This window comes from Pseudomonas sp. TH37 (assembly GCF_016650735.1).
Classification (GTDB): Bacteria; Pseudomonadota; Gammaproteobacteria; order Pseudomonadales; family Pseudomonadaceae; genus Aquipseudomonas; species Aquipseudomonas farris.
In genome coordinates, this window is record NZ_JAEKFD010000004.1 from 347,624 (window position 1) to 368,008 (window position 20,385).

The window sequence follows — 20,385 nt, forward strand, 5'->3', positions numbered from 1 at the left end:
GCGAAACTGCCAAAAACGCTCATTGGTGACTCAGCCTAAGGTCGCCTCACACTGATTGAGGATCAACGTCCAGCCGCCTAAAGCGTCACCGCATACTTTCGCCCAAGGCTGTCGCCAAAGCCACGGATCACTTCCAACAACGACTTCACCCGCAGCGGCAGATTCCCGGCAGGGTACACCGCGTGCATCTGTGGGCTTTCACCGCTGCTGGAGGTGAGCTTGTACTCGGGACAGACCCGCAGCAGGCGCCCCGCTTCCACTTCGGGCTCCGCCATCCAGTCCGCCAGGCGGGCAATCCCGACGCCCGCCAGGGCCGCGTGGAATACCGCTAAACCGGAGCTGAAACGAAACTTTGGATGAACCCGAAAGCTGATGGCCTGCTCTTCACTGCGAAAATTCCACTCCTTGAGAATCCGCGGCGCCGTATGCAGGATCAGCGAGTGCGATTCCAGCGCCTCAATGGAGTCGGGCATCCCGCGCCGCTCCAGATACCCGGGGCTGGCATACAGGTAACGTGAATAATTCCAGAGCGGATAGCCGATCAGGTCACTGGATTGCGCAAACGCGCCGCGAATCGAGAAGTCCAGCTTGCTCTTGGCCGGGTCGATGGTCTCATCGGTGAAAATCACATCGACATTCACGTCTGGATAACGCTCGCTGTACTGCGCGATCAACCGGGGCAATACCCCATGTCCGAGAAACTCGGGGGCGGAAAAGCGGATCCAGCCGTAGGCCAGGCCGCTGAGGCCGGCCAAGTCTTCATCCGCCTCACGTTGCAGATCCAGCATTTTGTAAGCGTGAGGCATCAAGCGCTCGCCCGCCTCGGTCAAACTCACGGCATTGGACGAGCGATTGAACAACTTGACCCCGACACTTTCCTCCAGGGCTTGAACGGCACGGGTCAGCGCGCTGGGGGAGCGCCCCAGAGTACGTGCCGCCGCGACGAAACTGCGCTTGCGAGCCACCGTCGCGAAGGCTTCAAGTTCCCCCAACATATTCAATGCCACTGGCCACCTCATTGCACTTTTCACAACGTAACATTGCAACACAAAAAAGACCCTTCCGTTAACCTTCCCGCTCAACTCACAAGGATGTAGGCAACAGGAGCAGAAGGACGTGTCGAAGCTGGATGAAATAGTCGGGAAATCCGCAGCCCGTATCGGTGAAGAAATTCCTGAATGGCTGGAAAAAAGATCAGCGACTTCGACCCGACAGGAGATACCGCAAATTCATCTGTCGTTCGAAGAACAGCGCACGCTTCAAGCCAGCCTGGCATCCCTGGCCGTGACCGACAGCGCCTCGGGTATCCGCCACATGCCGGCCTTGGGGCAGTTGCTGGAGAGTGTCCTGTGCACCGAGAAAATCCAGCAGTTGCGTAACTTTCCCAAGGCCCGTGAAGTGGCGATGATCGTCAGGGGGCTGCCGCTGGACCCGCAACTGCCCGCCACGCCCTACGACAGGGAGCCGGGTATCGAGAATCTGTCGGTTCTGGCCGGGGCTATCCTGTCCGTGCTGCAAACCCTGCAAACCCGTCCGCTGGCGTACGAGGGTGAAAGCGACAACACGGTGTTCCGCCACGTATCGCCCAAGCGCAAGCGAGAGACCGAAAAGAGCTCCTATGGCTCGCGCGCGGACTTGGACATGCATGTCGACAACCCTCACCTGCCCTTGACCTGCGAACCCGTCTCGCAGTTGTCGGCCTGTCCGGAGTACCTGTCCCTGACTGGCCTGCGCTGCGAGCTCGACGTGCCGACGCGCATCGTCGCCATTGACGAGGTGCTGGCCATGCTGCCGGCCTCCGTCGAAGAAGAATTGTCACAACCGAACTTCGCTATTCGCCGACCAGCCTCCTTCGGCAAGCAGGGTAATGTGTTGGAAAACGCCCCCCTACTGTACAGAAACGCAACCGGTGGTCTGTATTGCCGCTACAACAAGGCGAGTGTCGAAGCGACCTGTGCCAACGCGAAGTTTGCCCTGCAACTGTTCTCCGCCGCCGCCAATCATCCCGATGTCGTGCACCACATACTGCTACAACCGGGGGACATGCTGATTTTCAAGAACCAGCAAACCCTGCATGCCCGGGACGGTTTTACCCCCCGCTACGACGGCCGGGACCGCTGGATGCTGCGCGTCTTCGGGGTCAATGACCCGGCACGTATGGTGCCGCTGAACCCTCACCAACCCTTCATCGTCAGAGCCTGATTTCATGGTCGATATTGTCATCCTTTGCGTGTTCGCCTTCGCCGCCGGCCTGATCGATGCGGCGGTGGGCGGCGGCGGACTGATCCAGATACCCGCGCTATTCAACGTACTGCCCACGGCACAACCGGCGGCGCTGCTGGGTACCAACAAAGTCGCAGCGGCCTGCGGTACCGCATTCGCGGCCCGGTCCTTCGTGCGCAAGGTGGTGATCGACTGGGGTCTGGTCATCCCCGCCGCCTGTGCGGCCTTTGTCATGGCCTTCTTCGGAGCAGCCACGGTGTCGTTCGTACCCCAGTCGATGATCCGGCCGGCGGTGCTGGTGTTGATCGTGCTGATGGCGATCTACACCTTCTGGAAAAAGGACTTCGGCGCCCTGCACAAACCCATGCACATCGGTACCAAGGAAAAACTGCTGGCGATCGTCATCGGCGGTGCCATCGGCTTCTACGACGGACTGTTCGGTCCCGGTACTGGCAGCTTTCTGATCTTCCTGTTTATCCGCTGCTTCGCCTTCGACTTCCTTCATGCCTCGGCGTCGGCCAAGCTGGTGAACATCGCGACCAATGTGGCGGCGCTGATATTCTTCATTCCGACGGGTAACGTGCTCTACCTGATCGCAATCCCCATGGCGGCATTCAACATCCTGGGTGCGCTGACCGGCACCTGGCTGGCGGTTCATAAAGGCGTGCCCTTTGTCCGGGCTCTGTTCCTGGTGTTGCTGGTAATCCTGATCAGCAAACTGTCTTACGACCTGTTCCTGTAAAAACCTGAGGAAAACTACATGCATCCCATGTTCGATCGTCTGGTGGCGCTACTCGATGCCCGCGCAGCCTCTTACCGGGTATTGATGCACGATGCCGAGGGCCAGTCGGCGCGGGTCGCCGAAATCCGTGGCACCGAACCCGGCCAGGGCGCGAAGGCCATGCTCTGCTCGCTCAAGGGTCAGGCCGAACCGTATGCCCTGGTGATACTGCCGGGAGACCAGAAGCTCGACATGAAGAAGGTCGGAGCGGCGCTGGGCGGGAAAAAAGCCGAACTGGTGAAGGCCGAAACCGCCATGGAATTGACCGGGTGCCGGATCGGCGCCATCCCTCCTTTCGTCTTCGATGAACGGATTCAATTGATCGTTGACCCGGCCCTGACCACCGGCTATAGCGAAATAGCCTTCAACGCTGGCCGGCTGGATGCGTCGATGGTGCTCGATACGCAGGATTATCTGGCGATTGCAAAGCCTCGGTTGCTGGATATCAGCCAGACCTGAGTACACCGCTACTGCGTGGGGAGAATGCCGCTCAAGCAAGGGGGCGCTCATGGCGCCGGCCGGTCTCGGCGAGAACGCGGCACTTGCTCACTACCTTTCAACCATTGCTGGCATCGATAGTCACCATCACGTCAATGAAGTTCTCATAAAAAATCCTCGGCGTAACATCCGCTCCATACCCAACCAATAACACCCCGGAGCACACCATCATGAAACGCCAAATCCTCCTCAGCATCGCTTTCTCGGTTTTTGCAGTTAACGCTTTCGCCGCTTCCTCTACTCACCCGGTCGTCGCTGAAGGCGGCTCGGATCGTCTGATCGAAAACCGCGTCGCTGAAGGTGGTTCGGATCGTCTGATCGAGAACCGTGTCGCTGAAGGTGGTTCGGATCGTCTGATCGAGAATCGCGTTGCTGAAGGTGGTTCGGATCGTCTGATCGAGAACCGCGTCGCTGAAGGTGGTTCGGATCGTCTGATCGAGAACCGCGTCGCTGAAGGTGGTTCGGATCGTCTGATCGAGAATCGCGTCGCTGAAGGTGGTTCGGATCGTCTGATTCAGAATCGTGCAGCATGAATGAGTGGCTTTACCGCAATACTCAACCAAAAAACCCGGCCTCATCAGCCGGGTTTTTTCATGCGTTTTTAGTGCCCGACTGGATCGTCAAAGGGATCAGCGGTGATACTCAAGCGTCACTGCCAGATCTTCACAGTGATGATTACAACAACGTTTTGCCAATAACGTGATTGACAGCAGCGGCGTCATTTAGTGTTTGGACATCAAACCATGTAGAACGCCCAACCTTAAACCCGGCTCGGAAGGACTCATGTGCGAGATGCCGAATACCTTGAACGCCGCCAGCATGAGCACCAGGCCACCGGGCAAAATATTCAGGCGATGGGGTGGTAAGCCCGCCAATTTGAGTTGTTTAACATGCCCCACTTCCAGCAGACGCAACGACAAGCGCAACAGACCACCGTAGGTGATACCGCTTTGACCATCGTCATTCAAACCATTGGCCTTGAGCACTTTGGCCAGCATCCGTGCAGTACCTGAAGAGCCAATAGTTTGCTGCCAACCCAGCGCGCGATAACGGCGGGTAACTTTTTCAAACTGCAGAGTGGCCACGCGCTCGGCCTCCAGGAGCGCCTTCGCCGATATACAGCCGCCCTGAAAGTAACGCGCGCCAAAAGTGCCGCTGCCAATGGCAATGCTCTCGGTCAAGAGAGGCTGAGCGCCCTGCCCCAGAATCAATTCAGTAGAGCCGCCGCCGATATCCACGACCAGGCGCATATTTTCTGTACTGGGTATCGCATGGGCAACACCGGCGTACACCAGTTGCGCCTCTTCATGCCCAGAGATGACATCGATACGAAAGCCCAGGTGCCGCTCCGCACTGGCCAGAAACAGTTGGGCATTATCGGCTTCGCGGACCGCACTGGTCGCCACTGCCCGCACGCGACCGGCCTCAAAGCCGCGCAGTTTTTTGCCAAATCGCGCGAGCGCTTGCCACCCCCGATCCAGCGCCAACTCGTCCAGCGCCCCTCCCTGAAACCCCTCCGCCAGACGGACAGGCTCTCGCAAGGTTTTCACTTCCTGGATCATGAACCCCTGATTGCGCCTGACTGACTGGCCGATCATCATGCGAAACGCATTGGACCCCAAGTCAATGGCCGCAAACAGGGAGGCGTCTCCTTTCATAAGGGGGATTCCTGGCAAATTCATCAGCCCGCAGACGGAGTTCCGTCTGAGCGCTCAAGACGGTTTGCGAGGAGCTTGCCATTCGTTCGATGACACCGTGATGACACCCTTTAGCCTTTTCAAAAGAACAGGCACAGGGTAAACCTGCCTGGGTAACCGTGATTTGCCACTCAATTAACACGACAAGGAATGCCCGTTCATGAAATTTGGCTACATGATCATCTACGTCCCGGACGTCGTTGCCTCACTCCAGTTCTTTTCGTCAGCCTTCGGGTTTAGCGTTCGCTTCCTCCATGAGTCCAACACCTACGGCGAACTCGAAACCGGGGAAACCGCGCTGGCATTCGCCGCCGATGAACTGGCCGCGATGAACTTCAGCACGGGCCATGTCTCGGCACATTCCTCCTCCAAACCACTCGGAATCGAAGTAGGCCTGGTGACCGAGGACGTTCCGGCGGCGCACGCCAGAGCGTTGAAGGCGGGAGCCACCGAAATTTCCGCACCAAGCGCCAAGCCCTGGGGACAAATCGTCTCTTACGTTCGATGCCCTGACGGAACGTTGGTAGAACTCTGCACGCCGGTACAGCAGTAATCGGGGATCGGTGAGTCGGCATCGCCTGTATAGGCGATGCTGGCATGTCTCTCTTCGAACGCTCAAAGCCACGTTGCATAAAACTGCTTTCATCACATAACTGCATAACTTCAGCCAACAAGCCCTTCGCCTCGCCGCCGATTCATCAAGAATGACCGTCCGTAACTCTGCCCCGGCAGCCTCTCACCCTTCGCTATTCTTAACCACACACCACCGCTGGCACGGCTGAACGCACGGCTTGCGGCATCATCGTCAGGAGTAAGGATCCGGGTAAGGAGCACGCCACCTCAACAGAGTATCGAATAATGAAAATGCTACTGATGGTCGAGTTTCCCCATGAGCCTTTCAACGCGCATGTCAGGTCCGGGAAAATCGGCGAAATCATGAACCGCGTGCTGGAAACCATTAAGCCAGAGGCGACTTATTTCACTGAGCAGGATGGAATGCGAAGTGGGATTTTTCTGATCGATATTGAGGACCCTTCCGAAATTCCCGGATATGCGGAACCCTTCTTTCTCAACTTCCAGGCCAACTGCAAATTCCGAGTGGTCATGAGTGCGCAGAACCTGCAAGACGCGGGTCTGGAGGAGCTCGGAAAAGCCTGGGGGTGAGGTGCGATCAATGAGTGAACCTGTGGCGAGGGAGCTTGCTCCCGCTTGAATGCGTAGCACTCACAAAATCGGCAATTGCTGTCGGATTTTTGGGGCCGCTACGCAGCCCAGCGCGAGCAAGCTCGCTCGCCACACAGGCAGAGCCTGTCGCTTACTGAACGGTTTTCAGCTTGATCACATCACCGGAGATTGTGGTGGTGTAACCGGTCAGAGCCCAAGCCCAGAACCAGTTTTCCTGCACCTGGGTATTGATCATCGCGTCGCCGCCGCGGGCCTTGATCGCGGCGTTCTGAGCGCGGATGAAACGGTTGTTCTGCTGGATCGGGATGAGGCCAAACAGCAGGAGGCCAGTGGCAGTCGCTTCACTGTGGCCGACAACGGTGTACTGGTTGCTGTCGTACTGCTGAGTCTTCATCGGGGTGCCGGTGCAACCCGCCAGAACCAGACCGAACAGGGCTACGGCAACAACTTTGCTGAGATAATTCACTGAGTCACTCCATTAGAAATACCCGGGATCCGTCTCTCGGGCGGCGCATACTTTAACGGATGAAGTGGCTTATTGATATCACTTGTACAGCCTTTACGCGGCAAACATTTTGATAAGGCAAAGATTATTGCGGCTGAAAGGTCTGAAGGTAGGCCAGCAGGTTTTCGACCTTCTCCGGGTCGCTAAGGCCCCAGAAAATCATCCGGGTTCCGGGAACCACTTCTTTTGGCGCTTCGATGTAGGCGGTAAGTGTTTCGCGAGTCCAGATGAGGCCTGATGATTTCATCGCGCTTGAGTACTGATAGTCCGTCGTGCTTCCCGCAGGGCGCCCGAAGATCGCATTGAGTTGCGGACCAAAAGAACCCCGCGCCAAAGTCCCTACTTGATGGCAGCCGCCGCAGATACGGTTAAATAGTTTCTGACCGGCTTCAGCATCCCCCGCCGCTTCGGCTTGCAGGCTGAATAACCCGGTATTGAGCATCAAGGCGAAGGTAAGGATGGCGGCGTTTTTCATGTGGTGCTCCAAATCAGGTATTGCTGACAGCAAAAACGGGCGGCTATTTCATCATGACTGGCTGCTACACCGAAGCCTTGAAGTTAATCTATAACTCTCTTCGTCTCTTTAACGTCGTTGCAGGAGAGCCAGAATGAAACCCGTCGAACCCTTTTACCGGGACTCAGGCGTGGGACCGGGCGTTGTCTGCTTTCACGCCAATGCGAGTCACTCGGTGCAGTGGCGCGGACTGCAAGATCACCTGGCCGCAAAGTTTCGGGTTCTGGCGCTCGACTCGTTTGGCGCCGGCAAGAGCCCGGCATGGCCCACCGATCGAATCGTCACCCTCAGTGAAGAGGCGCGCTTCGCCGAACCGGTGCTCGCCCGCGCCGGCGAACCACTCATTCTGGTCGGTCACTCTTATGGCGGGGCAGTGGCGTTGATCGCGGCGCTGCAGAACCCCGGCCGGGTGCGCGCCATGGTTTTGTATGAGCCAACATTATTTGCCCTGCTCGACGCTGAATCGCCTCCACCCAATGAGGCGGATGCCATCCGTGAAGTCGTCGCAAACGCCGGGCTCGCGCTTGAGGCGGGCAACCTCGACGCAGCGGCCCAGCATTTCATTGACTACTGGATGGGTGCCGGGGCCTGGGAGCAAACCCCGGAACAACGCAAGCCCTCCATCGCCGCCGCGGTGGCCAATGTGCAGGGCTGGGCTCACGCATTGTTGAACGAGCCGACGCCATTACAGGCGTTCCGCTCGCTCAACCTGCCGGTACTTTTCATGGTCGGCAAGGACTCACCGGCATCGTCACGGGCAGTGGCGCGGCTGCTAACCGGCGCACTGCCGAACGTTGAAGTGGTGGAACTCGAGGGGCTCGGTCATATGGGGCCGATTACGCATCCTGAGGTCGTCAATCAGGTCATCGTGCAATTTATTGAGCGCAGTTGACCTGACTTCACACCGCTACAGCGCAGGACGCTGCAATTTGACCCACTCCTGCACCGTTGGCCGCTGCCATTGACGCTGCGCATACTTCACCAGTGCAAGTGGCACGGCGTCACCGTTGAGTATCAGCCGGTTGAGCATCAAGGCCAAATCCACATCGGCGATCGACCATTGCCCGAACAAGTTCTCGCGGCCGTCAGCCAGCAGCGCTTGTGCGGCACCGATCAGCTTGCGCGCGGCCGACTCGGCAGCGGGCGACAAGGGCGCTGATTTGAGGCCATAAAACACCACCAGTGTGGATCGCTCCTGCCGAATGGGCAGCAGATCACTGCGCAGCCACGCCTGGACTTGTCGTGCCTTCGCGCGTTGCATCAGCTCTTGCGGGTAGACCGGCGTTTGGGGGAACACATCTTCCAGGTATTCAGTGATCGCCGAGGATTCAGACAAGGCAAAGTCGCCATGCACGAGCGTCGGTACGCGCTGGGTCAGCGAGAGGCTGGCATAGTCTTCTGACTGGTTTTCGAATGCGTCGAGGTCCAGCGGGCTCAGTTCGAATTCGATGCCCTTTTCGCGAAGGACCACGAAAGCCGACATGGCATAGGGGCTGGTGAATTGAGCATCAACGTACAGGCGCAGGCGGGAATCATTCACGGGGTCATCTCCATATGGTGAGCAGACACGCTACGAGATCCAATGCCATAAAGAAAATTCATGATTTTTATGGGGGCATTCCTCTGCGGAATACCTGCGATTGACAGCCGCTCAGCTCGCACTCGGTTGAAACTTCTTCCGGTAGGCCGCTGGAAGCAGGCCCACTCGCTGCCGAAAAAGCCTGCGAAAGGAGTTGCCATCCTCGTACCCGACTTTATAGGTGATGCTGTCCAGCGTCATTCGTGTCGATTCAAGAAGCTGCTTTGCCCTCTCCACGCGTAGCGCTTGCAGATAGGTCAGCGGCGTATAACCAGTGGCTTCCTTGAAACGCCTTTTGAAGTTCCTGACGCCGAACCCGAATCGCTGGGCCACGTCATTGATCAACAGCGGCTGATGAAAGTGATCCTCCAGCCAATCTTGAACACGCAGGATATCGCCATCCCCATGGTTCTTCGGCAATGACCACATGACATAGACCGATTGCTCGCTGCGCACGTTGTCGACCAACAAATATTTACCACACTTCTGCGCCAGCTCCAGTGAAGCGAACCGGCGGATGAGGTGCAGCAAAAGATCCATAGCAGCACTCGCCCCCCCGCAGGTGATAACGCGATTGTCCTCGCAAAGGATTTGTTCCTCCTCCAGACAGACCGCGGAATACCGACGGCGAAAGAGGTCGGCAAAGGCCCAGTGCGTGGTGGCACGAATACCGTCCAGCATTCTCGCTTCGGCCAGCATGAACGTCGCTGTACACATTGAAGCCACAACAGCACCTTGCGCATGCTGTTGACGCAACCACGGCCCATAACCCGCAAATGCAGGCAAGGCGTCCTTCAGCGTGAAGAGGAATCCCGGGATCACCACCAGATCGGTTCGGCAGACTTCGTCGATGGATCGGTCCACGCGTAGCGTCTGCCCGCCCCACCCGGCGACGTCACCGCCATCCAATGAGGCGACGACCACATCAAACGGCGCGCTGGCAGTATCGGCGAACAAGTTGGCGGCACTGAGCACCTCCAGCGCCAAGGTGGCGCTGGCGGCGGAACATTGATCAGCCAGTAGCAGAGTAACGTGCATGAATGAATGATCCAGATTGCGCTTTTCGCATGAAAAAAGTCATTTGTGCACCTACCTTATCCGATTTCTCCGCCCTAAAGTGCACCGATCTACTCAACCCTCGGCATCCTTATGAATCTCTGGTTTCGACTGTTCCTCATGCTGTTTCGTCGCCCATGGCGCAAGCCGGTTGATGGGCTGGCCACTACCGTCATCCGCATGCGCGTCTGGCCGCTTGATCTTGACCTCAACCGGCACGTCACCAATGGCCGTTATTTCACTATGGCCGACATAGGCCGCATGGACTTCGTCCTGCGCAGCGGTGCCTATCGAGTGGCCCTGCGCCATAGAGCCGTGCCGATTGTTGGGGATACCTGGGGCAAGTTTCGGCGGGAGCTGAAGTTGTTCGAATCGTTCGAGATTCATACCCGCATACTCGGCTGGGACGATAAGTGGAGCTTTATGGAACACCGCTTCGTGAGCAAAGGACGGGTAATTGGCGTCGTCATCATGCGGGGCCTGTTCCGTGCGGCCAAAGGTACGGTCTCACCTGCCGAATTTGTCCGGGAACTGGGATTGGCGGAACAGTCACCCGAGATGTCGCCGTGGCTGACAACCTGGTCGCAGAGCTGCGACGACATGAGCCGCCAGCTCCGAGAGGAAGAAGGCCTGGCGCCTCAGCGTCATACTGTCTGCGAACCCTAACAGGCGGCCAAATAGAAGCTAATATTCCTCTGAATCCCCCTGCCAAGGACTGCAACCATGAGCCGGCTCGAGCTACTGACCAAATGGAATCGCATGATCGTTCGGTTGCAGATTGAACACGAAATCAGTGCCCGGGATTTCGAGAAGTTCAGCTGGAAACTGGGTATCCCCTGCGTTGTTCTGTCGGCGATCGTCAGCGCCAGCGTCTTTGGCTCAATCAGTGACTCCTCACCCGTATGGCTCCAATACGTAGCCGGCGTGCTGTCACTCCTGACCCTGGTGTTGAGTTCGGTTCAGACCTTCCTGAACTTTGACACCCGGGCTGCCGGGCACAAAGACACCGCCGAGAAACTCGGGGCGATATCTCGTGAGATTCAGGACGAAATCGCCAGCGGCAAGGACGAGGCTATCCTGGGCCCAATCGTTTTTGACATCCGCAAGCGCATTGATTCGATTCTTCTTGATGCGCCGACCTTGCCTAAGTCGACGATAAGAAAACTGGGTGAAGTTCGCGTCTACACAGAGACACCGCCAGCAGAGCAAGACACCGTCCCGGCTTGATTAGAGGCCAGACTCTGGTTCGCAGCATCGTGAAAGGAGGCGTTTGAAATGCAACTCATCACGTTGAAAATCGACAAGCCGGAAGCAACGAATTTCATTTTGGGCCAGACGCACTTCATCAAGTCCGTCGAGGACATCCACGAAGCGTTGGTCAACGCCGTGCCAGGCATCCAGTTTGGCGTGGCCTTTTGTGAAGCCTCCGGCAAATGCCTGGTGCGATGGTCCGGCACCGATACCGCCATGATCGAACTTGCACAGAAAAATGCGCAAACCATTGCCGCGGGCCATAGCTTCATCATTTTCCTGGGCGACGGTTTCTATCCGCTGAACGTGTTGAACGCCGTCAAAACGGTTCCAGAGGTGTGCCGTATTTTTTGTGCAACGGCCAATCCAACTGAGGTGATTGTTGCTGAGACGGAACAGGGGCGCGGGATTCTGGGCGTGGTGGATGGCTTCTGTGCCAAAGACATAGAAGGTGATGAAGATATTTTGTGGCGCAAGAACCTGTTGCGGCAGATCGGCTACAAGTTGTGATTTGAGTCTGTGTAAACGGAAAAGCCCGCACAAGGCAGGCTTTGCGCCTCACCTGCCCGAATTCTGCACAAGTTGCTCAACAAAAAACTCCACATGCCCTCTCGGATGAGTCGGCAATGGCCAGGAGTCCACGTTGTGAGCCAGGGCCTGGAAGGCTTGAGCGCATTTGGAGCGGGGAAAGGCTTCAAACACCGCACGCCCCTTCTGCACGGCTTTGTGCGCACATTCGTCGTTGGGTATCGCGCCGACGTATTGCAGCGAGACATCCAGGAACATGTCGGTAATCTTTTCCAGCTTGGCAAACAGATTGCGGCCTTCTGCCGGACTTCCCGTCATGTTGACCAATATGCGAAAACGATGCAGACCGTAGTTCAGGTTGAGCAGTTTGATCAGCCCATAGGCGCCGCTGATTGAGGTGGGTTCATCGCACACGACCACCATCACTTCCTGCGCCGCGCGGATGAAGTTGACCACTGAGCCACCGATACCGGCGGCCGTATCGATTACCAGCACATCCAGCTTATCGCCAATATCGCTAAAGGACTGGATCAGCGCACGGTATTGCGCCGGCTCCAGATGAATCATGCTCTGCAAGCCCGAAGAGGCCGGGACAACACGAATGCCTCCAGGCCCAGGCAATAGCGCGTCAGACAGCTCGCAGCGCCCTTCGATGACATCGGCCAGTGTGTAGCGCGGCGTCAGCCCCAAGAGAATATCGATATTCGCCAGGCCCAGATCGGCGTCCAGCAATACGACGCGCCGCCCCATTTTTGCCAGCGCCAACGAAAGGTTAACCGCCACCGTTGTCTTGCCCACGCCACCTTTACCGCCAGTTACAGCGATAACTTGCACGCAATGCACATCATCCATTTTGTTTTCCCTTCCTTGCGCATCGTGTGCCAGTACGTCATGGCCACCGTCCAGATGCCGCAAGAATAGCTGAAAAGCGCGAAATAGCCGCGTTGTCTTCCGACGAGAGGCACTTCGCCACCTGTCATCGACCTTTTTCAACGAAAACGCTGCTGATTCGTTGATTCAGAGAATGACACTGCGTTCCTGAATGCTTGCTGGCAGATGTACCGATAGAGTCTCAAAGCCCTCATACAAAAATGGAGAAAACACTGAAGCGTCTAAATCCAGACGTCATTGATTGCGGTTCTTTCCCCCTCCTGATCGCCGGTATTCAGCACGCCACGCGGCTCGATCAGTAACATCTTCACCTCTCGCTCAGCGTAAGGCTTGTGTTCGACGCCCTTGGGGACGACGTACATTTCTCCCTGCCTGACCACGACGGCGCCCTCTCGAAGATCAATGCGAAGCTCGCCTTCGAGGACGATGAAGGTTTCATCGGTGTCGGCGTGGGAATGCCAGACAAAGTCGCCTTCGATTTTCACCACCTTGAACTGGTAGTCGTTCATTTCGGCAACGACCTTGGGCGCCCATTGCTCGCTGAACAAAGCAAACTTTTCGGCAAAGTTAATCGCGGTGCAGGTTGTCACGCCGGGTTGGGAATGCATTTGAGTCGCCCTCACTAGCCAAGTTATCGAGGTCTGACTTTAGGAGAGGATCAGCACTGCGTATTGCATGATTGTGCAAGTCGAACGCCCTTAAACAAGGCCCAGCCTTTTCATCCATCGACCGGGTGAGACGCCGTAGGTCTGGACGAATTGACGCGTCATGTGGCTTTGATCGAAAAAGCCTGCGGAGACGGCCGCCTCCGCCATCGAGTAGCCCCCGAACATCAACGCTCTTGCCAGATCGAGGCGTCGTTGAGTCATGTATCGATAGGGGCTCGTGCCGTACAGCGCACGAAAATCACGGCTCAGGCTCCAGCGGTCTCGACCACTCGCCTGAGCTAACTCCTCCAGGGTAATGACTCGATCCAGCGACTCATGAATCAGCGCACGCGCGCGTTCGGCCGCTACAAAGTCAAACGACTTGCGCCGCCCGCGTTGCCCCGAGCTCACATCCAGCGCCTGCGCGAGATCGTAAATGGCATCGTCTTCTTCCAGGGGCTCGATGCAAGCGTCGAGGTTTTGCAGCAGCACCTGGGTCGCGGCATAAAGCCGTGGGTCGCTGGATATACCACCCTCGATGAAGGGCAAGGGTTTGCCGCCTAATACTTGCTGAATCAAAGCGGGCTCGATGTAGATCATCCGATAATGAAAACCCGCTTCGGTACCGGCTTCACCGTCATGTACCTCGTCCGGATGCAAAACGATGGTTTTCCCGGGCAGGCTGTGACGCTTGGTGTTGCGGTACTGGAAGCTTTGTACACCCGACAGCGTTCGCCCGATGGCGTACGTGTCGTGGCGATGCGGTGTAAACCCGTGGCCGCCAAAAAAAGCTTCGATGCGCTCCATCTTCAACGGCTGAGCCGAGCGCTTTACCCAGTCCTTGTCACCCCTGGCTTTCGTCATGTCCCTGTACCACCTGAATGATGTCAGTACGGTACCAGTCAGCGTGTCCGATGTCCCCGGCGGACTGACCAGTGCATGCCTGAATCGGCCCCCACGGCGGCGCCGCTAAATTTGTCTCTTCCCCTCGTGAACCAGTCTTCAGACCCGCAGTCTTAGCCGTGCCGTAAAAGAAGCTCACCCAACGAAGCGCTCCTACGGTCATTGCTCGTTCCTGTCCCCCTTTCGTCGTCATCTCATCAGAGCTGTCCGTTCATGCGCCCAACCGTCCGCTGCTGTCGCTTTATCTCTCTGTGCCTGATGCCTTTGCTCCCGCTACTCGCCAGCCCCGCCCATGCCAGTGGAGAGCGACAACTGGTGGAGGTCATCAACGACTATCGCGCCGATCCCGATCGCTGTGCGGGGCGTACGGTCAAGCCGTTGCGGCCGCTGTCGCTGAAATCGAACCTGGCGTTGCCGGTCGGCTATGGCGGCGGTTTGCGGAGCGCCTTGAAAGCTAAGGGCTATCAAGCGGTGACGGTGCGGACCATTCGCGTGGTCGGCGCGCAAGATGCCGATGAGGCGTTTGACATGCTTGAGAGCGACCATTGCGGGGCGCTGCTCGATACTCAGTTCGCCGACATCGGCGTCACTCGCTCCCGCAGCGAATGGCAGGTGGTGCTGGCGCAACCAGTGCTCGACGGACGTGTCGGCGATTCGCGAGAAGCGGGCAAGGCGTTGCTGGCACAGGTCAATGCGGCGCGGGCCAGGCCCCGCCTGTGCGGGCGCCAACGCTTTGCCGCCGCACGACCGTTGACCTGGAATGCCGCTCTGGGGGCCGCCGCGCAAGGGCACAGCAAGGCAATGGCCTACGGCAATTACTTCGCCCACCGCGATCCCGACGGTGATATGCCATTGGATCGGGCCAAAGCCGCCGGCTATCGAGGCCGTCAGATCGGCGAGAACATCGCCGCCGGGCAAAGCTCACCGAACAAAGCAATGGCCGGCTGGCTGGCCAGCCCCGGGCATTGCGCCAACTTGATGAACCCGATGTTTACCCAGGTCGGCGCAGCCTATGCCGCCGATTCGCGCAGCGATGAGGGTGTTTATTGGACGATGCTGTTTGGCGCGCCTTGAGTGAAGCGCACTCCATAACCCCAAAATCCCAGTCAATTAATCGCAAACTCTGTGGGAGCGGGCTTGCCCGCGATGAGGCCATATCAGCCGCCATCGCAGGCAAGCCCACTTCCACAAAGGGATTGGCGACGTACACCAATTTTGCAAACAACACCGACCACTGTGGGAGCGGGCTTGCCCGCGATGGCGGCGGCACAGTCGACATTGATGTCGCCTGACACACCGCTTTCGCGAGCAAGCCCGCTCCCACAGGTTGTGCACCTTAACTGACGGGTGTTTTTCAGACTCGGGTCATGATTCAAATACTCGACGGCGCTGCCACGCGTTGCCGCCCTTTGAAGGCCAGCGAAAAACAGAAAAATATCGCCAACGCAAACCCTGCCGGGAACAGCCAGATGTTTTTCCAGTCATGGCTCTCAGCCGACGCATAGTGATCGGTTACCTGCCCGGCCACCCAAAAGCCAATCAGCATGCCCAAACCGTACGTCGCGAGCGTGATCAACCCTTGCGCGGAGCTCCTGAAACGCTCCGACGCTTTGGCATCGGTGTAGATCTGCCCCGAAACAAAGAAGAAGTCGTAGCAGATGCCGTGTAAGGCGATGCCGGTGAACAACATGAAGGCGAGATCTCCGTTGTTGCCGTAGGCGAACAACAGGTAGCGCAACGCCCACGCCAGCATCCCCACCAACAACGCGATCTTGATGCCAAAACGCTGAATAAACAGCGGCAGGAGCAACATAAACAGCACTTCCGAGACTTGCCCGATCGCCATCTTGGCGGTTGGATTGGTCACGCCGATTTCCGCCAGAAACGGGTTGGCATTCTGGTAATAAAACGCCAATGGAATGCAGATCAAAATAGAGGCAATGAAGAACACTAGGTAACTGCGGTCCTTCAACAAACCCAAGGCGTCCAGCCCCAGCATTTGCTTTAAGCCGACACTGCCCGGCTCAGGTTTGAGTGGCGCGGTACGCGGCAGGCTGAAGCTGTAGATTCCGAGCACAAATGAGGCAATGGCCGACATCAGAAACGTGTTGCGCAAGCCACCGGATGAGATCGCTTGTTGCGAATCCCAGGCAAATACAAAGCTGATTACCACGCCCGCCACGATCCAGCCGATGGTGCCCCATACTCTGATCCGTGAGAACTCCAGGGCCGGGTCGCGCATCTGCCGGAACGCCACCGAATTCACCAATGCCAGCGTCGGCATGTAGATCATCATGTAGGCCAGCACGAACGGGTAAAACGCGCTGAAGTCAGGCGCTCGATAGAGTTGCAACAGCAGCACCGCGCCGATCAGATGCAACACCGCGAGGATGCGCTCGGCATTGAAGTAGCGGTCGGCAATCAGACCGATCACAAAAGGCGCGATGATCGCGCCCCAGGACTGCGTCGAGAACGCCATGCCGATCTGCCCGCCACTGGCCCCCAGATTACTGGAGAGGAAGGTGCCGAGGGTCACGAACCACCCGCCCCAGATAAAGAATTGCAAGAACATCATTACGCTTAATCGCGCAGTCATCGTGGTCATATCAGTCACCGTCTTATTGTTTTTTTTGGAGAGAGGGGCAAACAGATTTTTCAGGCGTCGGGCAAACCCAATAGCCGTCGATTGAAACGCTCGTCGGAGGTCACGCTGGCGAAATCGTCAAACGCCTTTCGGGTTTTGCTGATCATGTGCTGCTGGATAAAGGCCGCTCCTTCTGCGGCGCCCTGCTCCGAATCCTTCAGACAACACTCCCATTCCAGAACCGCCCAGCCGGCAAAGTCGTACTGCGTCAATTTGCTGAAAATCGATTTGAAATCGATCTGCCCATCACCCAAAGAACGGAAGCGGCCAGGCCGATCGACCCAACCTTGATAACCGCCGTAGACACCCGAGCGAGCATCGGGCCGGAACTCGGCGTCCTTGACGTGGAACATGCGGATGCGCTCGTGGTAGCGATCGATGAAGCCCAGATAGTCCATTTGCTGAAGCAGCAGATGACTCGGGTCGTAGAGAATCGCGGCGCGCGGATGGTGATCGACGGCCTCAAGGAAACGCTCGAACGAGGCGCCGTCGTGCAAGTCTTCGCCGGGATGGATCTCGTAGCAGAGGTCCACACCGGCTTGCTCGAAACAATCAAGGATCGGCAACCAGCGCCTGGCCAGTTCGGCAAACCCCTGCTCGACCAGACCGCTCGGGCGTTGCGGCCATGGGTAAACATACGGCCACAGCAGCGCACCGGAAAACGTCGCGTGCGCCTTCAGCCCCAAGCGTTGGCTGGCGCGCGCGGCGAGCTTCAACTGATCGATGGCCCACTCGGTTCGAGCCTGAGGCTGACCGCGCAAATGCGCGGGGGCAAAGTCATCGAACAACGTATCGAACGCCGGATGCACCGCCACCAGTTGGCCCTGCAGATGCGTCGACAGCTCGCTGATTTCGACACCTGCCTGGGCGCAAACGGCTTTCAATTCATCACAATAATCCTGACTGTCGGCGGCGCGCGCCAAGTCGATATATTGCGTGCCCAGGGTCGGCAATTGAATGGCTTTGTAACCCTGCGCTGCAGCCCAATGAGCAATGTTGGCGAGCGTGTCGAAGGGCGCTTCGGCGGACATGAACTGCGCGAGGAAGATACCCGGGCCGCGCAGGCCTGTCGGTGTTGGGGAGGTGTGGTTCACGGGAGGGTTCTCCGGATTCATGGGTTGCAGACCAGTTCGGTCCACTTCGCGTCGCCGCGATGATTGGCGACCACCGCTTCGATGAACGCCATGCCACGCAACCCGACGTCGATGCCCGGCACGCCGGGGGCATCGTTGCCTTCGACGTTGCTGCGGATCGCGGTGGCAAAATCACCATAGAGATTGGCCATGGCCTCGAGATAACCTTCGGGATGCCCGGCAGGCAAACGCATGCGCTGGCTGGCGGCCTCGCATAACCAGGGCTGACCGACACCGGAACGAAGGATGCTCAACGGTTGATCGAGGGAACGATGGATCAGGCTCGCGGGCTCTTCCTGACGCCACTCCAGCCCGCCCTTGTCGCCATAGACGCGAATCTTCAACGGGTTCTCTTCGCCGGCGCAGACCTGGCTGGCGATCAACACCCCGCTGGCCCCGGCGGCCATCTTGAACAGCATCGCCGCGTCATCGTCCAGTTGCCGCCCTGCAATGTGCGAACCCAAGGTTGCGCACACCTGTTCGATGGGTTGGTCCGCGACGAATTCGGCCAGTGAAAAGGCATGGGTGCCGATGTCGCCGATGCAGCCGCCCAGCCCGGACTGCTCGGGCTGATCGCGCCAACTCGCCTGCTTGTTGCCCTGCCCGGCCACATCCCGGCTCAGCCAGCCTTGCGGGTATTCGACGATGACCTTGCGCACAGCGCCGATCACGCCGGTACGCACCATCTTGCGCGCCTGCCAGACCATCGGATAACCCAGATACGTGTGGGCCAGTCCATAGAGGCGGTCGCTGCTTTTCACCACTGCCTTGAGCGCCAGCAGTTCGGAAAGATTCAGTGCCGCAGGCTTTTCGCTGAACACATGAAAACCCGCGCTCAGTGCCTGGCTAGCGATCGGCGCGTGCAAGTGATTGGGAGTGACGATGACCAACAGCTCCATGCGCTGGTCGGCAGGCAGTGCGTGCTCGCTGTCCAGCATCTGCTGCCAGTCGCTGTAGCAGCGTGAGGCGGACAATCCCAGCGCGGCGCCGGTGTCTTGATTGTTGCGGGCGTCTCGGCTGAATGCACCGCACACCAGTTCAAAACGACCATCGAGGCCGGCGGCCTGGCGGTGGGCTTTGCCGATGAAGGCGCCCTCGCCGCCCCCGACAAACCCCATTCTTATTTTTGCCGTTGCAACATTCATCGCGAATTTTCTCTTGTTCGGGGCGGATTAGCGCTCAGGTTTGACTATGATGTAACCGGTTACATCATGCCGGAAATTTAGGCTCAGTTACTTCAGGTGTCAAACCTTGGATTAAAAATGAAGGTCATTTCAGCGCACGGCCGGACTGCGGTAAGCTCGCCGGCCATGTTTACATCTGCCGGTTCGATAACGAGGTCGTCTTGTCCAATATCCGTGAAGTAGCCCGGCTGGCCGGCGTCTCGGTGGCCACCGTGTCCAGAACGCTGAAGTCGCCCGAGCGCGTACTCCCCGACACCCGGGACAAGGTCAACGCAGCCGTGGAACAGGCCGGCTACCGGCCGAACCTCATGGCCGTGCAGTTTCGTTCGCGCAGAACCGGCAACCTGGTGATTCTGGTCCCGGCCATCGCCAACACGTTTTTCGCCCGGGTGATCAGCGGTGCCCAACAGGCCGCGCAGGCGGCCGGATATCGACTGCTGCTGTGCGACACCCAGGGCCGCGAGGAAATCGAACGGGAATTTGCCGCGCTGGTATACGCCCACCAGGCCGACGGCGTGATTCAGTTGCGCGCCTACGACCCTTTTGAATCGCCCTCCCCCCACGGTGAGTCACTGCCCTTGGTCAACGCCTGCGAGGTGATTCAAGGTGGGCGGCATCCGACGATCAGCCTCGACAATCGGGCAGCGGCCAAGGCCATGACGGAGCATCTGATCGATCTGGGCCATCGCCGGATCGGCCTGATCAAAGGCCCGAAAAGCAGCCCGCTCACACGCGACCGTGTGGCCGGTTATCAAGATGCATTGCATCAGGCCGGTATCGAGTCGGATCCGCAATTGGTCTGCCACGGAGACTTCACGTTGCAGGCCGGTTTTGATGGCGCGGGAATACTTCTGGATTTGGCCGACCGTCCGACCGCGTTCTTTTGCGAAAACGATGAAATGGCAATCGGTGCATTGAAGCGCATCAAACAACAGGGTTTGCGGGTACCCGACGATATTTCGTTGGTCGGTTTCGATGACATTCCGTTCGCGGCCTACTGTGATCCAGCGTTGACGACCATTGCGCAACCCGCCGAAACCTTCGGCCAAAAGGCTGTTGAAATGCTGATCGCCCTCATTGAGAAAAGGCCCATCCCGGAGCGCCATGTGGTGCTGCCATTCACATTAACCGTGCGTAACAGTACGACCACCCGAAAGGGATGAGGG

Annotated in this window: 25 protein-coding genes; 13 read left to right on the forward strand and 12 right to left on the reverse strand. The window is 58.0% G+C overall.

The window, feature by feature from the left end:
* Positions 1-77: 77 nt before the first annotated feature.
* The gene (locus JFU11_RS13620; protein ID WP_201060897.1) at positions 78-1,007 is read right to left on the reverse strand and encodes a LysR family transcriptional regulator; all 930 of its coding nucleotides are present in this window, start codon (positions 1,005-1,007) and stop codon (positions 78-80) included.
* Between the two features lie 109 nt (positions 1,008-1,116).
* On the opposite strand from JFU11_RS13620, the gene JFU11_RS13625 reads away from it, so the two are divergent.
* From JFU11_RS13625 to JFU11_RS13645, 5 genes are all read left to right on the forward strand, one after another.
* A complete protein-coding gene (locus JFU11_RS13625) occupies positions 1,117-2,202 on the forward strand; it encodes a TauD/TfdA family dioxygenase (RefSeq protein WP_201060898.1) in 1,086 nt (361 codons plus the stop codon).
* A 4-nt stretch (positions 2,203-2,206) separates the two neighbouring features.
* Entirely contained in the window at positions 2,207-2,965 is a 759-nt protein-coding gene (locus tag JFU11_RS13630; RefSeq protein WP_123722077.1) for a TSUP family transporter, read from the forward strand.
* Between the two features lie 18 nt (positions 2,966-2,983).
* Entirely contained in the window at positions 2,984-3,463 is a 480-nt protein-coding gene (locus JFU11_RS13635; RefSeq protein ID WP_123722076.1) for a YbaK/prolyl-tRNA synthetase associated domain-containing protein, read from the forward strand.
* Between the two features lie 209 nt (positions 3,464-3,672).
* Complete coding sequence (locus JFU11_RS13640; RefSeq protein ID WP_201060899.1) at positions 3,673-4,035, forward strand: hypothetical protein; 363 nt, start codon at positions 3,673-3,675, stop codon at positions 4,033-4,035.
* Positions 4,032-4,205: a hypothetical protein gene (locus JFU11_RS13645; protein ID WP_187326467.1), complete on the forward strand. Its 174-nt coding sequence runs from the start codon at positions 4,032-4,034 to the stop codon at positions 4,203-4,205. Before JFU11_RS13640 ends, JFU11_RS13645 begins: the two co-directional genes overlap by 4 nt.
* 19 nt (positions 4,206-4,224) lie before the next feature.
* Here JFU11_RS13645 and JFU11_RS13650 read toward each other — a convergent pair whose 3' ends face one another.
* Entirely contained in the window at positions 4,225-5,160 is a 936-nt protein-coding gene (locus tag JFU11_RS13650) for a Ppx/GppA family phosphatase (protein ID WP_201060900.1), read from the reverse strand.
* A 199-nt stretch (positions 5,161-5,359) separates the two neighbouring features.
* Here JFU11_RS13650 and JFU11_RS13655 point away from each other — a divergent pair, with 199 nt between their 5' ends.
* Together JFU11_RS13655 and JFU11_RS13660 are read left to right on the forward strand one after the other, a co-directional pair.
* A complete protein-coding gene (locus JFU11_RS13655) occupies positions 5,360-5,752 on the forward strand; it encodes a VOC family protein (RefSeq protein WP_123722073.1) in 393 nt (130 codons plus the stop codon).
* A gap of 305 nt (positions 5,753-6,057) precedes the next feature.
* Positions 6,058-6,363 carry a hypothetical protein gene (locus JFU11_RS13660; protein WP_038982729.1) on the forward strand — a complete coding sequence of 102 codons (306 nt, stop codon included), beginning with the start codon at positions 6,058-6,060 and terminating at the stop codon, positions 6,361-6,363.
* A gap of 151 nt (positions 6,364-6,514) precedes the next feature.
* On the opposite strand, the gene JFU11_RS13665 is transcribed toward JFU11_RS13660, so the two are convergent.
* Positions 6,515-6,850 carry a hypothetical protein gene (locus tag JFU11_RS13665; protein ID WP_123722072.1) on the reverse strand — a complete coding sequence of 112 codons (336 nt, stop codon included), beginning with the start codon at positions 6,848-6,850 and terminating at the stop codon, positions 6,515-6,517.
* 124 nt (positions 6,851-6,974) lie between these two features.
* Entirely contained in the window at positions 6,975-7,364 is a 390-nt protein-coding gene (locus tag JFU11_RS13670) for a c-type cytochrome (RefSeq protein WP_201060901.1), read from the reverse strand.
* A 133-nt stretch (positions 7,365-7,497) separates the two neighbouring features.
* On the opposite strand from JFU11_RS13670, the gene JFU11_RS13675 reads away from it, so the two are divergent.
* Positions 7,498-8,295, forward strand: coding sequence for an alpha/beta hydrolase (locus JFU11_RS13675; RefSeq protein ID WP_123722070.1), 798 nt, complete (start codon positions 7,498-7,500; stop codon positions 8,293-8,295).
* A 15-nt stretch (positions 8,296-8,310) separates the two neighbouring features.
* On the opposite strand, the gene yfcF is transcribed toward JFU11_RS13675, so the two are convergent.
* Both yfcF and JFU11_RS13685 read right to left on the reverse strand, forming a co-directional pair.
* Positions 8,311-8,943, reverse strand: a complete 633-nt coding sequence (yfcF, locus tag JFU11_RS13680) for a glutathione transferase (protein ID WP_123722069.1) — start codon at positions 8,941-8,943, stop codon at positions 8,311-8,313.
* 111 nt (positions 8,944-9,054) lie between these two features.
* Positions 9,055-10,020 (reverse strand): helix-turn-helix domain-containing protein, encoded by a 966-nt coding sequence (locus JFU11_RS13685; RefSeq protein ID WP_201060902.1) that lies wholly within the window; start codon positions 10,018-10,020, stop codon positions 9,055-9,057.
* A 111-nt stretch (positions 10,021-10,131) separates the two neighbouring features.
* On the opposite strand from JFU11_RS13685, the gene JFU11_RS13690 reads away from it, so the two are divergent.
* Genes JFU11_RS13690 through JFU11_RS13700 form a run of 3 tightly spaced genes read left to right on the forward strand, consistent with a single transcriptional unit; the run spans position 10,132 to position 11,799 of the window.
* Positions 10,132-10,704: a thioesterase family protein gene (locus JFU11_RS13690; protein WP_123722067.1), complete on the forward strand. Its 573-nt coding sequence runs from the start codon at positions 10,132-10,134 to the stop codon at positions 10,702-10,704.
* 57 nt (positions 10,705-10,761) lie between these two features.
* Positions 10,762-11,265: an SLATT domain-containing protein gene (locus JFU11_RS13695; RefSeq protein ID WP_123722066.1), complete on the forward strand. Its 504-nt coding sequence runs from the start codon at positions 10,762-10,764 to the stop codon at positions 11,263-11,265.
* A gap of 48 nt (positions 11,266-11,313) precedes the next feature.
* Complete coding sequence (locus JFU11_RS13700; RefSeq protein ID WP_123722065.1) at positions 11,314-11,799, forward strand: adenosine-specific kinase; 486 nt, start codon at positions 11,314-11,316, stop codon at positions 11,797-11,799.
* A 48-nt stretch (positions 11,800-11,847) separates the two neighbouring features.
* Here JFU11_RS13700 and JFU11_RS13705 read toward each other — a convergent pair whose 3' ends face one another.
* The 3 genes from JFU11_RS13705 to JFU11_RS13715 all read right to left on the reverse strand — a co-directional run bounded on the left by JFU11_RS13705 (position 11,848) and on the right by JFU11_RS13715 (position 14,219).
* On the reverse strand, positions 11,848-12,669 hold the full coding sequence (locus tag JFU11_RS13705; protein WP_123722064.1) for a MinD/ParA family protein: 822 nt from the start codon (positions 12,667-12,669) through the stop codon (positions 11,848-11,850).
* A 260-nt stretch (positions 12,670-12,929) separates the two neighbouring features.
* Positions 12,930-13,316: a cupin domain-containing protein gene (locus JFU11_RS13710; protein WP_201060903.1), complete on the reverse strand. Its 387-nt coding sequence runs from the start codon at positions 13,314-13,316 to the stop codon at positions 12,930-12,932.
* Between the two features lie 90 nt (positions 13,317-13,406).
* On the reverse strand, positions 13,407-14,219 hold the full coding sequence (locus tag JFU11_RS13715; RefSeq protein WP_201060904.1) for an AraC family transcriptional regulator: 813 nt from the start codon (positions 14,217-14,219) through the stop codon (positions 13,407-13,409).
* A gap of 252 nt (positions 14,220-14,471) precedes the next feature.
* Here JFU11_RS13715 and JFU11_RS13720 point away from each other — a divergent pair, with 252 nt between their 5' ends.
* Positions 14,472-15,332, forward strand: a complete 861-nt coding sequence (locus JFU11_RS13720; protein ID WP_201060905.1) for a CAP domain-containing protein — start codon at positions 14,472-14,474, stop codon at positions 15,330-15,332.
* A 298-nt stretch (positions 15,333-15,630) separates the two neighbouring features.
* Here JFU11_RS13720 and JFU11_RS13725 read toward each other — a convergent pair whose 3' ends face one another.
* Genes JFU11_RS13725 through JFU11_RS13735 form a run of 3 tightly spaced genes read right to left on the reverse strand, consistent with a single transcriptional unit; the run spans position 15,631 to position 19,153 of the window.
* Entirely contained in the window at positions 15,631-16,863 is a 1,233-nt protein-coding gene (locus JFU11_RS13725; RefSeq protein ID WP_201060906.1) for a nucleoside permease, read from the reverse strand.
* Between the two features lie 50 nt (positions 16,864-16,913).
* Positions 16,914-18,017, reverse strand: a complete 1,104-nt coding sequence (locus JFU11_RS13730) for a sugar phosphate isomerase/epimerase family protein (protein WP_201087406.1) — start codon at positions 18,015-18,017, stop codon at positions 16,914-16,916.
* Complete coding sequence (locus JFU11_RS13735) at positions 18,014-19,153, reverse strand: Gfo/Idh/MocA family oxidoreductase (RefSeq protein ID WP_123722057.1); 1,140 nt, start codon at positions 19,151-19,153, stop codon at positions 18,014-18,016. Before JFU11_RS13735 ends, JFU11_RS13730 begins: the two co-directional genes overlap by 4 nt.
* A 227-nt stretch (positions 19,154-19,380) precedes the next feature.
* Between JFU11_RS13735 and JFU11_RS13740 the strand changes: the two genes are divergently transcribed.
* The gene (locus tag JFU11_RS13740) at positions 19,381-20,382 is read left to right on the forward strand and encodes a LacI family DNA-binding transcriptional regulator (protein ID WP_123722056.1); all 1,002 of its coding nucleotides are present in this window, start codon (positions 19,381-19,383) and stop codon (positions 20,380-20,382) included.
* Positions 20,383-20,385 lie beyond the last annotated feature (3 nt).

Excerpts from the sequence above, each read along its gene's own strand:
- JFU11_RS13730 (WP_201087406.1), bottom strand. The coding sequence starts at position 18,017 with ATGAATCCGGAGAACCCTCCCGTGAACCACACCTCCCCAACACCGACA.
- JFU11_RS13630 (WP_123722077.1), top strand. The coding sequence starts at position 2,207 with ATGGTCGATATTGTCATCCTTTGCGTGTTCGCCTTCGCCGCCGGCCTG.
- JFU11_RS13640 (WP_201060899.1), top strand. The coding sequence starts at position 3,673 with ATGAAACGCCAAATCCTCCTCAGCATCGCTTTCTCGGTTTTTGCAGTT.
- JFU11_RS13715 (WP_201060904.1), bottom strand. The coding sequence starts at position 14,219 with ATGACGAAAGCCAGGGGTGACAAGGACTGGGTAAAGCGCTCGGCTCAG.
- JFU11_RS13705 (WP_123722064.1), bottom strand. The coding sequence starts at position 12,669 with ATGGATGATGTGCATTGCGTGCAAGTTATCGCTGTAACTGGCGGTAAA.
- JFU11_RS13735 (WP_123722057.1), bottom strand. The coding sequence starts at position 19,153 with ATGGGGTTTGTCGGGGGCGGCGAGGGCGCCTTCATCGGCAAAGCCCAC.
- JFU11_RS13710 (WP_201060903.1), bottom strand. The coding sequence starts at position 13,316 with ATGCATTCCCAACCCGGCGTGACAACCTGCACCGCGATTAACTTTGCC.
- JFU11_RS13635 (WP_123722076.1), top strand. The coding sequence starts at position 2,984 with ATGCATCCCATGTTCGATCGTCTGGTGGCGCTACTCGATGCCCGCGCA.
- JFU11_RS13675 (WP_123722070.1), top strand. The coding sequence starts at position 7,498 with ATGAAACCCGTCGAACCCTTTTACCGGGACTCAGGCGTGGGACCGGGC.
- JFU11_RS13725 (WP_201060906.1), bottom strand. The coding sequence starts at position 16,863 with ATGACCACGATGACTGCGCGATTAAGCGTAATGATGTTCTTGCAATTC.
- JFU11_RS13670 (WP_201060901.1), bottom strand. The coding sequence starts at position 7,364 with ATGAAAAACGCCGCCATCCTTACCTTCGCCTTGATGCTCAATACCGGG.
- JFU11_RS13650 (WP_201060900.1), bottom strand. The coding sequence starts at position 5,160 with ATGAAAGGAGACGCCTCCCTGTTTGCGGCCATTGACTTGGGGTCCAAT.
- JFU11_RS13685 (WP_201060902.1), bottom strand. The coding sequence starts at position 10,020 with ATGCACGTTACTCTGCTACTGGCTGATCAATGTTCCGCCGCCAGCGCC.
- JFU11_RS13690 (WP_123722067.1), top strand. The coding sequence starts at position 10,132 with ATGAATCTCTGGTTTCGACTGTTCCTCATGCTGTTTCGTCGCCCATGG.
- JFU11_RS13695 (WP_123722066.1), top strand. The coding sequence starts at position 10,762 with ATGAGCCGGCTCGAGCTACTGACCAAATGGAATCGCATGATCGTTCGG.
- JFU11_RS13660 (WP_038982729.1), top strand. The coding sequence starts at position 6,058 with ATGAAAATGCTACTGATGGTCGAGTTTCCCCATGAGCCTTTCAACGCG.
- JFU11_RS13645 (WP_187326467.1), top strand. The coding sequence starts at position 4,032 with ATGAATGAGTGGCTTTACCGCAATACTCAACCAAAAAACCCGGCCTCA.
- JFU11_RS13700 (WP_123722065.1), top strand. The coding sequence starts at position 11,314 with ATGCAACTCATCACGTTGAAAATCGACAAGCCGGAAGCAACGAATTTC.
- JFU11_RS13655 (WP_123722073.1), top strand. The coding sequence starts at position 5,360 with ATGAAATTTGGCTACATGATCATCTACGTCCCGGACGTCGTTGCCTCA.
- JFU11_RS13720 (WP_201060905.1), top strand. The coding sequence starts at position 14,472 with ATGCGCCCAACCGTCCGCTGCTGTCGCTTTATCTCTCTGTGCCTGATG.